This is a genomic window from Haloterrigena sp. KLK7, assembly GCF_037914945.1.
GTDB classification, from domain to species: Archaea; Halobacteriota; Halobacteria; order Halobacteriales; family Natrialbaceae; genus Haloterrigena; species Haloterrigena salinisoli.
Genome location: NZ_CP149787.1, coordinates 3,784,979 through 3,799,496, shown reverse-complemented (window position 1 = coordinate 3,799,496; position 14,518 = coordinate 3,784,979). Strand labels below are relative to the sequence as shown.

The window sequence follows — 14,518 nt, the reverse complement described above, 5'->3', positions numbered from 1 at the left end:
GCACTCGCGGATCTGTCCCGAATGCGAAAGCTCGCTCCACTAGGTCGCCGGTCGAGCCGTCGATCCGACGAACGAACAACGTTAGACCTTTACTCGCGCTCGCGCTTCGCGTTGGTATGAGCGAACGCGAGGTGCTCGAGTTGCTTCGTGAGAACGCGCGGTACTCCACGGCGGACATCGCGCGAATGACCGACCTCGAGGAGAGCGAGGTCGAGGCAGCCATCGAGGAACTCGAGGCGGCAGGCGTCGTCCGCGGCTATCAGGCGGTCGTCGACTGGGACAAGCTCGAGGACGAGCGCGTCCGCGCCGAGGTCGAGTTGAACGTCCGCCTCGACCGCGAGACGGGCTACGACGACATCGCCGAGCGCCTCGCACGGTTCCCGCAGGTCAAGGCGCTGCGCCTCGTGAGCGGCGACTACGACTTCGACATGGAGGTCGAGGGCGACTCCATCCGCGAGGTCTCGCAGTTCATCAGCGAGAAGGTCGCGCCCGTCCCCGAGATCACCCAGACGGTCACCCACTACGTGATGACCTCCTACAAGGAGAACGGGATCGAACTCGGTGACGGCGAAGACGACGAGCGACTCTCGTTCTCCCCCTGACCATGACGTTCGAACTGTCCGACCGCGTCCAGACGGTGCCGCCCTCGGGGATCCGGCGGTTCTTCGAGATCGCCGAGGAACGCGACGACGTCATCTCCCTCGGTGTGGGAGAGCCGGACTTCGCGACGCCGTGGGCGGCCCGCGACGCCGCGATCACGTCCCTAGAGCAGGGAAAGACGTCGTACACGGCCAACCGCGGCAAGCGCGACCTCCGCGAGGCGATCGCCGACTACGTCGCCGACCGGTTCGACCTGGGCTACGATCCCGACGAGGAGATCATCGTCACCGCCGGGGCCAGCGAGGCCGTCGATCTGGCCTTCCGGGCGTTCGTCGACCCCGGCGACACGGTCGCCATCGCCCAGCCGTCGTACATCTCCTACGAACCCGGCGTGATCTTCGCCGGCGGCGAGGTGCTTCCCGTGCCGACCTACGAGGAGGACGACTTCCGGCTCACCGTCGAGGGTCTCGAGGAAGCGGGCGCCGACGAAGCGGACATGCTCGTCCTCTGTTACCCGAACAACCCGACGGGGGCGATCATGCCCGCCGAAGACCTCGAGCCGATCGCCGAGTTCGCCCGCGAACACGATCTGATGGTCCTCTCGGACGAGATCTACGCCGAACTCACCTACGACGGCGAACACACCTCGATCGCGACCTTCGAGGGAATGCGCGAGCGCACCATCGTCTTCAACGGCTTCTCGAAGGCCCACGCGATGACCGGGCTCCGACTCGGCTACGCGCTCGGGCCGGCCGAGGCCATCGGCGCGATGAACAAGATCCACCAGTACACGATGCTCTCGGCGCCGACGACGGCCCAGTACGCCGCGCTCGAGGCCCTGGACTCGTGTGAGAACGACGTCCGGGAGATGGTCGACCAGTACGATCGGCGCCGCCAGTTCGTCCTCTCTCGATTCCGCGAGATCGGGATGGACGTCTTCGAGGCCAAGGGCGCCTTCTACTGTTTCCCCGAAGTCCCCGAGGGCTTCACCGCCGAAGAGTTCGCCGAGGAGGTCCTCCGCGAACAGGGCGTCGCGGTCGTTCCGGGCGACGTCTTCGGCGCCGGCGGCGACGGCCACCTCCGGATCTCCTATGCGACCGGTCTCGAGGACCTGCGCGAGGCGCTGGCCCGCATCGAGGCGTTCGTCGACGAGCGCGCCTAACAACCTTTTGCTCTGCGGGTGCGCCGAAGGCGCATCCTCGGCAAAATCTTCAAAAGAGCGCGTAGCGCTCTTTTGGACCTCGCGGGATCTTCGATCCCGCTTAGCGTTGATGAAAAGCACTCCTCCCTCCGTTCCGTGACGCTTCGCGTCACTCCACATCGGTCGTCGGCCTGCTCGCTCACTGCGTTCGCTCGCAGTCAGCAGATTTGCTCACGGACAGCGACCCGATCACTCTGAGTGCAAATCACTATCGGGTGAGATCACGAACAGTTTTCCCGATCCTCTCCACTCACGATAGCATGGTCGACTATCGTTCTCTCACCGACGAACGGGACGTCTTCCACGAGTACCGCAGCTACGCGTTCAGTCCGGAGGAGGGCGTTCCGGCGTACGATTCCGACGAACACGAGACGCTGCGGGACACGCTGGGCTCCCGGCGCGGCCTCTACGCGAGCGAGGCGGCCGACGACGCGGACCCCCGCTGCGTCTGTCGGCACTACTGGCTCGAGTCGCACGTCCGCGGCGACCTCCATCGGACCGCCGGGCTGGCGTCGGTCGCGACGCCGCCCGAGTACCGTCGACGAGGCCACGTCCGGCAGTTGCTCGCCCGCTCGCTGGCGGAGTACCGCGACCGCGACGTCCGCTTCTCGGTGCTGTGGCCGTTCCGCTACCGGTTCTACCGGCAGTACGGCTGGGACACCGCCAACCGGGTCCACACCCACGAGTTCGAGCCGTCGCTGCTGTCGGTCGCGACCGGAGAGACGGCCGATGGCGGACGGTACCGTCGTCTCGAGGCCGACGAGTACGACCGCCTCGAGTCGGCCTACGCGACCCGCGCCGAGCGCTACGGGCTGGCGCTCGAGCGCGACGCGGACTGGTGGCGCGCTCGCATCTTCGGCGGCAGCGACCGCGATCCGTTCGTCTACGCGTACGAGCGCGACGGCGATATCGCGGGGTATCTCGTCTACACGATGGAGGGCGGGCAGGGCGACCGGCGGATGGACGTCTCCGAACTCGTCTTCACCGACCGCGAGGCCCTGCTGTCGCTGCTGGCGTTTTGCTACAGACACGAGTCGCAGGTCCAGCGCGTCCGCTTCGAACTCCCCGCGGACGTCCCGATTCGCGACCTCGTCCGCGATCCCGACGAGGTCGAGACGACGGTCTCGGACGGCCCGATGGTCCGCATCGTCGACGTCGCGGAGACGCTGTCCGCGCTGTCCTATCCCGGCCGCGAGGCTACCCTGACGATCGCCATCGAGGACCCGCTGGTCGACTGGAACGACGGAACGTTCGCCCTCGAGGTCGCGGACGGAACGGCCACCTGCGAGCGGACCGCAGCGGCTCCCGATTCGGCCGACGCCGACGTCCGCCTCGAGATCGGCGCGCTCTCGCAACTCGTCGTCGGCACTCGGTCGGTACGGGATCTCGAGCGAACGGGCCGACTCGAGGCGCGGGACTCGGACGCGGTCCCGACGCTCGCCGCGCTGTTCCCCGAGACCGACGTCTATCTCGGGGAGTTCTTCTGAATTCGGACCGCGACAGCGGGCGACGGTCCGACGTCGTCCGTTCGATCCGATCGAGTCCACACTCAAGTGCTCGAAGGACGATTCTCGGGTATGGTTCGCGTGCTGTCCGACGACGACGTCGCGTCTGTCCTCGACCTCGAGGAACTGCTCCCGGTCGTGGCCGACGCCTTCGAGAAGCAACGCGCAGGCGCGGTCGAACGCCCCGAGCGACCGCACTACCCGATCGGGACGGGGCTCGATCCGGACGCTCCCGACGAGCCGACGGGAATCGGGCTCTGCATGCCGGCGTACGTCCACGGCGCCGACTACGCCGCGACGAAGCTCGCGACCGTCGTCGAGGACAACCCCGAGCGCGGGCTGCCGACGGTCACCGCACAGCTCGAGGTGATCGACGCCGAGACCGGCCAGTCGGTCGGCTACCTCGCCGGCAATCGGGTCACCAGCGCCCGGACGGGCTGTATCGGCGGGCTGGCCGCTCGAGAACTCGCCGCGGACGGTCCCCTGTCGCTGGCGGTCGTCGGCGCCGGCACGCAGGCCCGCTGGCAGACGCGGGCCATCGCCGCCGCGGTCGGTACCGACCGCCTCGAGTCGATCCACGTCTCCTCGCCGAGCGACTCCCGCCACGAGTGCGCTCGGGACCTCGAGTCGGAGCTGGGCGTCTCGGCGACGGCAGTCGAGAGTCCGCGGGCGGCGGTGGCGGACGCCGACGTCGTCGTCACGGCGACGACGAGCACCGAGCCGGTCTTCCCGGGCGACGCCCTCGCCGACGGGGCGCTCGTGATCGCCGTGGGCGCGTACACGCCCGAAATGCGCGAACTCGACGACGAGACGATCGCCCGCGCGGCTCGCGTCTTCGCCGACGTCCCCGACGAGGCACGCGAGACGGGGGATCTCCGCGAGCACGCCGGACTCGAGGTCCGCCCGTTCGGGGACGTCCTGACCGGAACCGACGGTCGCGAGTCGTCGTCGGAAATCGTCGTCCTCGAGAGCGTCGGGACGGCGGTTCTCGACGCCGCCACTGCCGAGTTCGTCTTCGAGCGAGCGCTCGAGCGGGGACTCGGCACGACGGTACCGCTACGGCCAGGTGAGTGACGTGGTACCGCTCGGCCACGACACTGAAATACGCGGTCCCCGAAGCAAGAGCACAACTGGCTGTCGATGATCGTAACGAGGGTGCGAGCCGATCGGCTCGCAGAGGAGGGTATCGTCGCGCCGTCTCCGACCGGGAACGGAGGTGAGCAGCCGTGACGCTGCGATCCGTGCCGATCGTCGACCGGGTGACCGACGCCTTCTTCGCGCTCGATACGGACTTTCGTTTCACGTACGTAAACGAGCGCGCCGAGACGCTGCTGAAGCGCTCCCGCGAGGAACTGATCGGCCGGGTCATGTGGGACGAGTTCCCCCAGACCGTCGAGACCCAGTTCCCCGACGGCTTCCACCGGGCGATGGACGAACAGGTCCCCGTCTCCTTCGAAATTTACCACGCGCAACTGGAGACCTGGTTCGAGGCGCGGGCCTACCCCTCCGAGAGCGGCCTCTCGGTCTACATGCGCGACGTCACCGAGCGGAAGGTCCAGGAGACGACCCTGGCCCAGCACGCCGCCGTCGTCGAGGCCGTCAACGACGCCGTCGTCACTCTCGACCGGACCCGGGAGATCGTCACCGTCAACGACGCCACCGAGACGGCGCTCGGCATCGACCGGACGGAACTGATCGGCGAACACGTCGAACGGCTCATCGAACGCGCGGGAATCGCCGACGAGGACGCCGTCGAGATCGGCCGCGCGATCACCGACATCGACATCGGCAGCGCGGTCGAACGGACGCTCGAGGTGCCGTTTACCGACGCCGACGGCACCGATCGGATCGGCGAGTTCCGGTTCGTCCCGATCGAGGACGACGTCGCGACGGTCGCCGCCGTGATCCGCGACGTCACCGACCGCCACGAGTACGAGCGCGTCGTCACGTCGCTCCACGAGGTGACCCGCTGGCTGCTCGAGTCCGACGACCCCGAGGAGATCTGTGCGATCGCGGTCCACTCCGGGAGCGACCTGCTCGAACTCCCGATCAGCGGCGTCTGGCTGCTGGAAGAGGAACAGGGCTATCTCGATCCGGTCGCCGGGACCGCCGGCGCCCACGACGAGTTCGGCGGCCTCCCCCGCTTCAACCCGGGCGAGGGGCTCGTCTGGGACGTCTTCGAGTCCGGCGAGATCGAGCGGTTCGACGACCTGCGGACCGTCGAGGACATCTACAACCCGGACACGCCGATCCGGTCGGAGATCATCGCGCCCATCGGCACCCACGGCGTCCTCATGACCGGATCGCTCGAGCCCCACCAGTTCGACGAGACCGACGTCGACCTCATCTCGACGCTCGTCGAGAACACCCGAGCGGCCCTCGACCGGGCCGACCGGGAACAGGTCCTCCGGGAGCGGACCGCCGAACTCGAGCGCCAGACCGAACGCCTCGAGTCGGTCGCGAACGTCCTCTCGAGCGACCTGAAAGGGCAGCTGTCGACCGTCGCGGACGCGCTCCAGAGCGAGCCGGGCGGCGACGCCGGCACGCACGAGGAGTGGGAGTTCCCGCTCGCGGAGGACTCCGTCGAGGCGACGCTCGATCGGGCCGAAGGGCTCGTCGACGACGTCCGCGAGTTCGCCCGCAACGCCTCGACCGTCGGCACCCGCAGCCGGATTTGCCTCGAGTCGGCGATCGACGAGGCGCTGGAGCGCTCCCGGCTCGATTACGACTCGGTCGTCGTCGAGGAGCCGGCGACGCTGCGGGCCGACACCGATCGGTTCGTCCACCTCCTCAAGACGGCGTTCAACGACGCCGCGGCCCGCGCCGACAGCGAAGTGACGATCCAGGTGGGGCTCGTCGGCTTCGAGAACGGCGAGCGGTCGCGCGGCTTCTTCCTGCTGGACGACGCCGCCGAGATCCCGCCGGCCGCACACGAGCGGGTCCTCGATCCGACGACCGATCCCGACGTCGCCGAGACCGAGGACGGGGTCGCGACCGACGGACTGGGACTGGCCCTCGTCAGGGCGATCGCCGAAGCCCACGACTGGGAGCTGTCGATCGACAACGGCGAGAACGGCGGGACGCGACTCGAGGTCCGGGACGTAACGACGCTCGAGCGCGAGGCGTAGGAAGTCCGACTCCCGGCGGTTAGTCCGACTCCTGCAGGATCGTATCGCGCGTGAGATCCTGACAGAGCTGTCGATACCCGTCCTGCTCGAGCAGTTCCTCCATCGTGTCGTTGACCTGGACGCGAAGCACCGCGAGCCGATCCCGCAGCCGGGCGTACTCCTGGCTGGATTTGAGTTCGGCGTCGGTCTTCTGGGCGTCCAGCAGCGCCTTCTTCGAGGCGAGCGCGAAGAACTCCTGGAGCTGCTCGTCGTAGCTCGAGCGCAGGGCGAGCTGATCGACGATCCGGCGCAGTTCCTCCTTCGAGACGGGTTTGACGAGGTAATCGTCGAACCCCATCTCGATGATGTCGAAGTCCGGCTCCACGGCCGTGACCATCGCGACCCGGCAGTCGAGTCCACGGTCACGGATCGTCGTGAGGATCGTATCACCGGACAGCCCCGGCATTCGGCGATCGAGGAGGACGATGTCGACCGTCTCGTCGATGGCGTCGAGGGCGGTCTCGCCGTCGTAGGCCGTCTCGAGATCGCAGGTCTCGTCGAGCCAGGCGGCGTACAGGTTCGCGAGATCGGGCTCGTCTTCGACGATCAGGACGGACGGGGTATCAGTGGCCATTGACGGTGTCCTCCGGTGTATCGATTCGTGGAAGCAATTGTACCGGGAGTATATCAAGATATCGGCAGACCGCGGGGAGAAGCGACGGCCGACGGCTGCGACGGACTCGCGACCGCGTGCCGGCTCACTCGAGTTCGCGCTCGATCGTCTCGCGTCGCTCGCGGATCGCGGCCGCGTCGGTCGCGATCGTTCGATCGCCGACCGTCAGCTCGAGTCGGCCGTCGTCGGTCGCGGACCCGAGTTCGACGACGGGTGCGACGCCGTCGAGCGCCTCGCGGACCGCGTCGGGCGATGCGGTCTGGATCAGGGCGCGGCCGGGCTGTTCGTGGAACAGCGCCGCGGCGGCGGCGGTCGCGTCGTCGGGCGATTCGGAGACGGGAAGCGAGACCTCGAGGCCGGCGTCGTCGCTGACCATCTCCGCGAGGGCGACCGCGAGGCCGCCGTGACTGACGTCGTGGACCGCGAGGGTGTCCTCGTCGTCGGCGACGGCGGCGAGGGTCTCGACGACGGCGGCGGGATCGTCCGGAAGCGCGGGGAAGGCGTCGCTGCCGTCGAACCGGGCGAGGTACTCGGAGCCGCCCAGTCGAGCGTCGCCCTCGAGGCCGAGATCCCCGACCAGCAGCAGTCGGCTGTCGTCGGCGTCGGCCGTGACCGACAGCGGCGGCGCGTCGTAGCCCGCTTTCGTCCCGACCATCGCGAGCGTCGGCGTCGGCGGAATCGGCCCCGCCACGGAGTCGTTATAGAGCGAGACGTTCCCGCCGACGACCGGCGTCGACAGCGTCTCGCACATCTCGGCGAGGCCGTCGACGATCCCCTCGAAGCCGCCGTAGACGTCGGGTTTCTCCGGGTTGCCGCCGTTCAGACAGTCGACGGCGGCGAGCGGGGTCGCGCCCTTGGCCGCGATGTTCGTCGCGTTCTCGAGGGCGACGGCGCGAGCGCCCTCGTAGGGCGCGACGTCGGTCCAGTTCGGCGCCGCGCCGGAGGAGATGGCGAGCCCTTGCTCCGCTTCTCGGACCGCGATGATCGCTGCGTCGTCGCCCGGCCCGACGCTGGTGCGGACGCCGACCTCGTGGTCGTACTGGCGGTAGACCCACCGCTTCGAGGCGGTGTTCGGGCTCGAGACGACCGCGTCGAAGGCGTCCTCGAGGTCGACCTCGGGGAGGTCCGTTTCGGGCCGTGCCGGTTTCTCGGACGGGAGGTCGTTCATCGGCGCGCCCTCGCCGAGGAAGTAGGCGTCGACGTCGACGACCGTCTCGCCCTCGAACGTGCAGGTGTAGGTGTCCTCGGTGACCTCGCCGATGACCGAACAGCCGAGGTCGAACCGCTCGGCGATCTCGCGCACGCGGTCGACGTTCTCCGGCTCGACCTCGTAGCACATCCGCTCCTGAGACTCGGCGAGCAGGATCTCCAGCGCGTTCATGTTCGGTTCGCGCTGGTGGACCCGCTCGAGTTCGATGTCGGCGCCGAGGCCGCCCTTGGCGACCAGTTCGCTCGAGGCGCCGCCGAGGCCGGCGGCGCCGAGGTCGCGGGCCGACTCGATCAGGCCCTCGTCGACGAGTCGCTCGTTGGCCTCGATGAGCAGTTTCTCGGTGTAAGGGTCGCCGACCTGCACGGCGGGCCGGTCCTCGGTCTCGGCGTCCTCCGCGAGGTCCTCGCTGGCGAAGGAGGCGCCGCCGAGGCCGTCGCGACCGGTGCCGTTCCCGACGAGGACGAGTTTGTTGCCCGGCTCCTGCGCTTCGGCGGTGACGAGTCGCTCCTCGTTCGTGAGACCGACGCAGGCGACGTTGACCAGCGGATTACCCTCGTAGTCGGGGTGGAAGTCGACGCTGCCCGCGACCGTGGGGACGCCGATACAGTTCCCGTAGTGGCTGATCCCCTCCACGACGCCCTCGAGGAGGTACCGGGAGTGATCGGCGTCGAACTCGCCGAAGTACAGCGAGTCCGCCAGCGCGATCGGGTAGGCGCCCATCGAGAGCGTGTCCCGGACGATCCCGCCGACGCCCGTCGCGGCGCCGTCGAACGGGTCGACGTAGGAGGGGTGGTTGTGGCTCTCGATCCCCAGCGTGATGTACGTTTCATCGTCTGCGCGCCCGCCGGCGCGATCGTCGTCGGCGTCAGCCGACGGCAGCGCGACGACCGCCGCGTCGTCGCCCGGCCCGACGACGACCTGCTCGCCCTCGCTGTCGAACGCGGAGAGGAGGGGTCGCGAGGAGCGGTACGCGCAGTGTTCGCTCCAGAGGTTCTCGAACAGCGCCGCCTCGGCCGGGGTGGGCTCCCGGTCCAGTTCCTCGACGACGAGTTCGCGGTCCGAATCGGCAAGACTCATTCACGTCAGTGGTGGAAGTCGGGGAGTAAAGGGGTTTCTATATGCACGTTCGTGCATCGGTCGACGTTCACCGGTCGTCACGACGTCGAAACGAGCGACGGCGACGAGCGGTCTTAGCCGAAGCGATAGAGGTCCTTCCGGTTCACGATATTGCGGACCGTCGCTCGGGTGATGCCGGCGTCCCGCGCCGTCGAGCGCTTGCTGTCGCCGGCCTCGATCTGTTCGATGACCGCCAGCGCGGTCTCGAAGTTCTCGTTGGGAACGAGGTTGCCGTTTCCATCGCTATCGAAGCCGAACGGCGGCCGTCCGACGTGTTTGCCCTCCGCCTGGGCGGCGGCGATTCCCTCTCTGGTCCGTTCGCTGCTCACCGCCGCCTCGAGTTCCGCGGCGATGCCGAGCGCGCGGAGCATCGTGCGGTCGTCGACCGCGGTGTCGAGCTCCGGCCTCGAGTCGCCGAGCCGGAGCCCCGGATCGATGACGTGAACGGCGACGTCGTCGTCGAGGAGCTCCCTGATACGGTCGTTGAGGTCCCGCATGTTCGTGGCGATCCGGGCGGCGTCGCGAACGATCACGCGCTCGATGTCGCCCGCCGCGGCGAGTTCGAACAGCTCCTGATCGCCCGAGGACGGGGCCTCGCGACCCTTCAGGGCGGTGTCGGAGAGCACCGTGATCTCCTCTCGATCGAGTCCCAGTACCGACGTGGCGTAGTCGAGCGCCAGTTCGCGCTGCGCCGCCGCCGAATCGGTGGCCTCCGTGTCGCGAACGTAGACCGCTGTCGTTGTCTCGACCATCGACTGTTAGTCTCCATATATGAGTCTCAGCGAGGATGTACTTTACGGGGATTCTAGCGTTCCGTGACGCGGCGGCCGCGCTATGGTCGTTTGCCTCGAGCGCCCGTGGTCTACGCAGACATCGATCCCGTCTGTGGCAGAAACCCGTCGGTTTTCGCCGCCGCGTCGGTCGATAGACGGCCGCTGTGCGCGTGTACGGTGGTATTGCGGCGTTCCGACCCCTGGCAGAAACTCCCTCCTTCCCCGCATGCGAAAGCTTGTCTTTGTTTTAGCTGGCAGGTATGGGACTACGTAGTCGATTCCCGTCGGGTCCGATCGGATCCGCGGCGGCACAGCCACCTTCGGCCGCAGCGGGGGTCGGCGAGAGCACGAGAGATGATCACAGCCACGTCTACGGGTATCCAGCGACCGCCAGCGGCAGCGCCGCCGGCGGACCGACTCGAGGCGATCACCGATGGAGGGTGATCGATGAGCCTCGAGGAGCCGCTGGGTGACCCCCAAGAACAGGCGCGACGGAAGTATCGACACGTACGAGAGAACGTCATCGCGGACGGGAAACGCTCGGTCCTCTCGGAGCACCGGGCGGACGACTTCGAGAGCGTTCTCCTGATCGCCTCGGCGTCGCGGGGCGGCAGCAGCCTCCTCTTCGACGTCCTCCGGCATCACGAAGCGACGTGTAGCCCCGACGGGGAGCACGGGAAGTGGTACACCCTCAACGGGGTCTGCTACCCCGAGTTCGACTCCGACCACGTCCCCGCCGATTTCGAGTCGTTCGATCGGGAGCGGCTCTTGACGGATCTCCTAAGCGACGTCGGCGCGACCGTGAGCGACGGCGACCGGACCCACCGCGTCGACAACGCCCTGCTCAGGCTCCCCCTCCAGTTCCCGGACCGGGACCTCCCCTACGAGCGGCTGCGCGAGCGGTTGCTCGACGGCGCCTCGCTCGCGGACGCCCTCGAGGCCGAGGGCGTCTCGCCGATCCACTACGACGAGTTCGCGGACGGGGACGCCGACGAACCGGTCGAGCGGGAGGCCATCGAGGAACGGCCGTTCATCACATCCCACGACCACAAGCGCGGGCTCAGGGGGGACGACTTCGAGAAGACGCTCGTCCTGAAGACGAGCGTCGACGCTTACCGGCTCCCGTGGATCCGCGAGCGGCTGTTCCCCGAGACGGACGTCGACCTCGTCCACCTCTCGCGGAACCCGGCCGCGTCGATCAACGGCCTCTACGACGGCTGGCGGCTCAACAGGGGGTTCCAGACGTACGACGTCGGCGACCTCGACCTCGAGGGGTACGACGGCTCGCTGTGGAACTACGACCTCCCGCCGGCGTGGGAGCGGGAGGGACGGCTCATCGACGAGTGCCTGAAGCAGTGGACGGGCGCTCACCGCCACATCCTCGACGGGCGCGACGCGTTCGACGACGTCCACCGGGCCCGGTTCGAGGATCTCCTCACCGACACCGCGTCGACCGTCGCCGACATCGTCGAGTTCGCCGGCCTCGGCGACTCCGACCTGCTCGAGGCGAACGTCGACGACCTCAATCAGGTGATGACGACGAAGGAGCCGGAACGCGCCCGCTGGCGCGACCGGGAAGACCTCGTCGAGGGCGCCCTCGACCGGGCCGGCGAGCCATACGAGACCGTCGTCGAGGAACTGGGGTACACCGAGGAGTCAGAATGGATCTGACGGACCTGAGCGCGGAGGGATCGACGTGGATCTGACCGACGCCGCGGCCTACCACGGCGGGGCCTACGAGCACCGCGACGCGCCGGAAGGCGGCGACTACTGCGGCACGCTCGAGACCGCGTTCCTCTGTACGCTGGCCGAGACGCCCGCGGACGACCCCGACGCCTACCAGTTCCTCGAGGCGCCCGACGCCGAGGCGTTCAACGAGGAGGTGCTGGCCTACCGGGACCGCCTCGAGGCCCACGGCGTCGAGACGGTCGTCCGGGAGTCACCCCATCCGAACGCGGTCTACAGCGCCGACGCGTTCCTCGGGTTCGACGGCGATCTGTACCTCTCGCGGATGGCCTCGGAGGTTCGAAAACCCGAGGAACCGGAGTACTTCGCGTTCGCCCACGAGCGCGGCTACGATCCGGTCGTCCCCTTCCGAGCCGGCGAGTACTTCGAGGTCAGCAACGCGATTCCCTCGAATTCGGGACTGGTCCTCGGCGTCGGCCAGCGCGGGACAGCGGCGGCCGCCGAGCGGTTCGCCTCAGTTGTCGACGCCGAGACGACGACCGTCCGGATCAGCGACGACGTCCAGCACCTGATGGGCGCGCTTCGGCCCCTCCCGGACGGTCGCGCGGCGATCCGTCCGGACAAGATCGCGGACGAGGTCCTCGAACGATTGGAACAGTGCTACGACGGCTTCCTCGAGTTCGACGAGACCGAGGAGGTCGTCCGGAAACAGGCGATGAATTTCACGATCGCGACCGACGAGACGATCTTCATGCCAGACGACACACCCAACGCGGAATCGAAACTCGCGGACTCGTACAGCGTCGAAACCACCAGCGTCGAGGCCATTCGAGCCGGAGCGGGCGGACTGGCCTGCCTCACGGGGAGGGTCGACTGATGCCGGGGGAGACCACCTGGCTGTTCGGCCTCCCCAGCGCCGGCAAGACGACCCTCGCCGAGGGACTGGTCGGCCCGAAAACGGTCCACCTCGACGGCGACTACCTCCGGGAGACGCTCAACACCGACCTCGGGTTCTCGAAGGAAGACCGGACCGAGAACCTGCGGCGCGCCGCCGGCATCGCCCAGTGTCTCAACGAGCAGAACTTCGACGTCATCGCGTCGTTCATCACGCCCTATCGGGAGCAGCGCAAGCTGATCCACGACATCGTCGACGACGTCTCGTTCGTCCACGTCAAGGCGCCGGTCGACGTCTGCGAGGACCGCGACGAGAAGGGGCTGTACGAGCAGGCCCGCGAGGGCGAGATCGAGAACTTCACGGGCGTCGACGCCCCCTTCGAGGAACCCGAACCCGGCGAGGCCGAACTCGAGGTGCGGACCGCGACCCACTCCACGGAGGAGACGCTCAAGGAGATCAACGACGAACTGAACTTCAAGTTCGATCCGAGCCACATCTTCATCGGCCGCTGGCAGCCGCTCCACGACGGCCACCGGACGATCATCGACTCGGCCGCCGACAACGGGAAGGAGGTCGTCATCGGCATCCGCGACACCGAACTCAGCGAGAAGAACCCGCTGACCGCACAGGAGCGCAAGGAGCTGATCAACGAGGTGTACGGCGACCACCCGAACGTCGAGGTGATGATCATTCCGGACGTCGACACGGTCGCGGTCGGCCGCGACGTCGGCTACTCGCTGGTCTCGGTCCCCGAGGAGGTCGCACAGATCAGCGGCACCGAGACCCGCGAGGAGTACGAGAAGAGCGAACTGCTGGCCGGCGAGCACTTCGCGGACTGAGGGGGCAAGCTAACGGCATCCACCACTACGAACGACGCGGACCGCATCGCGTTCCCCATCTCCGGTGGGTTCGATACGAGCGTCTGCCTCCTGCCGCTCGAGTCGCAGTGAGGAGGCCGAACGCAGCGAATCCGCTCCGTTCGCGGCCGAACCGACGGAGCTCCTTCGACGGTTCGAGATCCCTGCGCAGGCGCGTCGAACTCGTTTCGACCAGCGGCCGAACCGCGCCGCTCCCGGATGGAGAAACCGATTTATGGCTCCCTCTCGACGACTGACGACATGAGCGATTCGGACGGGCAGGTCGAGCCTCGAGACACCCGAGACGTGATCATGGAGGCCACCTTTCGAGCGCTGAGCGAGCACGGGTACTCGGACCTGCGAGTCCGCGATATCGGCGAGGAGATGGAGCTCTCCCGGCAGGTGATCCACTACCATTACGACGGGAAGTACGACCTCCTGTCGTCGTTTCTCGAGTACGTCATCGATCAGTACGAGGGCAGCGTCGAAGTCGACGACGAAACGGACCCCCGTTCGGAGCTCGAGACGCGGATCGACCGCTGCCTGTTCGGACCGGAGTTCGACGACTTCAGCCACTGGGATCGGATGAAGGTGTACCACGAACTGTACGCCCACGCACAGAACGACGAGGAACACCGGGAACTGTTCAACGAGCACTACGACCGGCTCCGCGGGGGGATCGTGACGGTCATCGAAGACGGCATCGAGCAGGGCGCGTTCCGCGAGGTCGACGCCGAACGGATGGGCCAGCTCGTCACCGACGTCATTCACGCGGCTCGAGAGCGGCGGCTCTCGCTCGGTCACGAGGATGCGCCGGAAGAAGCCCGACGGGCCATCCGCGAGTTCATCCTCGACTCGCTGTACCTCGAGGAGTAGCGCTACGGGAGTCGGTCGT

The 14,518-nt window shown here is 67.8% G+C and carries 12 protein-coding genes; 9 read left to right on the top strand and 3 right to left on the bottom strand.

Annotated features, from left to right (window positions below):
• Positions 1 to 116: 116 nt before the first annotated feature.
• The 5 genes from WD430_RS18795 to WD430_RS18775 all read left to right on the top strand — a co-directional run bounded on the left by WD430_RS18795 (position 117) and on the right by WD430_RS18775 (position 6,434).
• The gene (locus WD430_RS18795; protein WP_339103950.1) at positions 117 to 602 is read left to right on the top strand and encodes an Lrp/AsnC family transcriptional regulator; all 486 of its coding nucleotides are present in this window, start codon (positions 117 to 119) and stop codon (positions 600 to 602) included.
• 2 nt (positions 603 to 604) lie between these two features.
• Positions 605 to 1,762: an aminotransferase class I/II-fold pyridoxal phosphate-dependent enzyme gene (locus WD430_RS18790; protein WP_339103949.1), complete on the top strand. Its 1,158-nt coding sequence runs from the start codon at positions 605 to 607 to the stop codon at positions 1,760 to 1,762.
• Positions 1,763 to 2,061: 299 nt separating this feature from the next.
• Positions 2,062 to 3,288, top strand: a complete 1,227-nt coding sequence (eis, locus tag WD430_RS18785) for a GNAT family N-acetyltransferase (protein ID WP_339103948.1) — start codon at positions 2,062 to 2,064, stop codon at positions 3,286 to 3,288.
• 90 nt (positions 3,289 to 3,378) lie between these two features.
• Positions 3,379 to 4,380, top strand: a complete 1,002-nt coding sequence (locus tag WD430_RS18780; RefSeq protein WP_339103947.1) for an ornithine cyclodeaminase family protein — start codon at positions 3,379 to 3,381, stop codon at positions 4,378 to 4,380.
• Positions 4,381 to 4,532: 152 nt separating this feature from the next.
• Entirely contained in the window at positions 4,533 to 6,434 is a 1,902-nt protein-coding gene (locus WD430_RS18775) for a PAS domain-containing protein (RefSeq protein WP_339103946.1), read from the top strand.
• A 19-nt stretch (positions 6,435 to 6,453) separates the two neighbouring features.
• Here the strand turns inward: WD430_RS18775 and WD430_RS18770 are convergent, their stop codons facing one another.
• The 3 genes from WD430_RS18770 to WD430_RS18760 all read right to left on the bottom strand — a co-directional run bounded on the left by WD430_RS18770 (position 6,454) and on the right by WD430_RS18760 (position 10,164).
• Complete coding sequence (locus WD430_RS18770) at positions 6,454 to 7,047, bottom strand: HalX domain-containing protein (protein ID WP_339103945.1); 594 nt, start codon at positions 7,045 to 7,047, stop codon at positions 6,454 to 6,456.
• A 124-nt stretch (positions 7,048 to 7,171) separates the two neighbouring features.
• On the bottom strand, positions 7,172 to 9,373 hold the full coding sequence (purL, locus tag WD430_RS18765; RefSeq protein WP_339103944.1) for a phosphoribosylformylglycinamidine synthase subunit PurL: 2,202 nt from the start codon (positions 9,371 to 9,373) through the stop codon (positions 7,172 to 7,174).
• 113 nt (positions 9,374 to 9,486) lie between these two features.
• Positions 9,487 to 10,164 carry a recombinase family protein gene (locus WD430_RS18760; protein WP_339103943.1) on the bottom strand — a complete coding sequence of 226 codons (678 nt, stop codon included), beginning with the start codon at positions 10,162 to 10,164 and terminating at the stop codon, positions 9,487 to 9,489.
• A 468-nt stretch (positions 10,165 to 10,632) separates the two neighbouring features.
• Here WD430_RS18760 and WD430_RS18755 point away from each other — a divergent pair, with 468 nt between their 5' ends.
• The 4 genes from WD430_RS18755 to WD430_RS18740 all read left to right on the top strand — a co-directional run bounded on the left by WD430_RS18755 (position 10,633) and on the right by WD430_RS18740 (position 14,499).
• Positions 10,633 to 11,856 carry a hypothetical protein gene (locus tag WD430_RS18755; protein WP_339103942.1) on the top strand — a complete coding sequence of 408 codons (1,224 nt, stop codon included), beginning with the start codon at positions 10,633 to 10,635 and terminating at the stop codon, positions 11,854 to 11,856.
• 25 nt (positions 11,857 to 11,881) lie between these two features.
• Positions 11,882 to 12,748, top strand: a complete 867-nt coding sequence (locus WD430_RS18750) for a hypothetical protein (protein ID WP_339103941.1) — start codon at positions 11,882 to 11,884, stop codon at positions 12,746 to 12,748.
• Positions 12,748 to 13,605, top strand: a complete 858-nt coding sequence (gene cysC, locus WD430_RS18745; protein ID WP_339103939.1) for an adenylyl-sulfate kinase — start codon at positions 12,748 to 12,750, stop codon at positions 13,603 to 13,605. Before WD430_RS18750 ends, cysC begins: the two co-directional genes overlap by 1 nt.
• 279 nt (positions 13,606 to 13,884) lie before the next feature.
• On the top strand, positions 13,885 to 14,499 hold the full coding sequence (locus WD430_RS18740) for a TetR/AcrR family transcriptional regulator (RefSeq protein WP_339103938.1): 615 nt from the start codon (positions 13,885 to 13,887) through the stop codon (positions 14,497 to 14,499).
• The last annotated feature ends 19 nt before the right edge of the window (positions 14,500 to 14,518 follow it).

Bases quoted from the DNA above. Each gene is read 5' to 3' on its own strand.
- eis (WP_339103948.1), top strand. From the start codon at position 2,062: ATGGTCGACTATCGTTCTCTCACCGACGAACGGGACGTCTTCCACGAG.
- WD430_RS18780 (WP_339103947.1), top strand. From the start codon at position 3,379: ATGGTTCGCGTGCTGTCCGACGACGACGTCGCGTCTGTCCTCGACCTC.
- WD430_RS18795 (WP_339103950.1), top strand. From the start codon at position 117: ATGAGCGAACGCGAGGTGCTCGAGTTGCTTCGTGAGAACGCGCGGTAC.
- cysC (WP_339103939.1), top strand. From the start codon at position 12,748: ATGCCGGGGGAGACCACCTGGCTGTTCGGCCTCCCCAGCGCCGGCAAG.
- WD430_RS18790 (WP_339103949.1), top strand. From the start codon at position 605: ATGACGTTCGAACTGTCCGACCGCGTCCAGACGGTGCCGCCCTCGGGG.
- WD430_RS18755 (WP_339103942.1), top strand. From the start codon at position 10,633: ATGAGCCTCGAGGAGCCGCTGGGTGACCCCCAAGAACAGGCGCGACGG.
- WD430_RS18770 (WP_339103945.1), bottom strand. From the start codon at position 7,047: ATGGCCACTGATACCCCGTCCGTCCTGATCGTCGAAGACGAGCCCGAT.
- WD430_RS18740 (WP_339103938.1), top strand. From the start codon at position 13,885: ATGAGCGATTCGGACGGGCAGGTCGAGCCTCGAGACACCCGAGACGTG.
- purL (WP_339103944.1), bottom strand. From the start codon at position 9,373: ATGAGTCTTGCCGATTCGGACCGCGAACTCGTCGTCGAGGAACTGGAC.
- WD430_RS18760 (WP_339103943.1), bottom strand. From the start codon at position 10,164: ATGGTCGAGACAACGACAGCGGTCTACGTTCGCGACACGGAGGCCACC.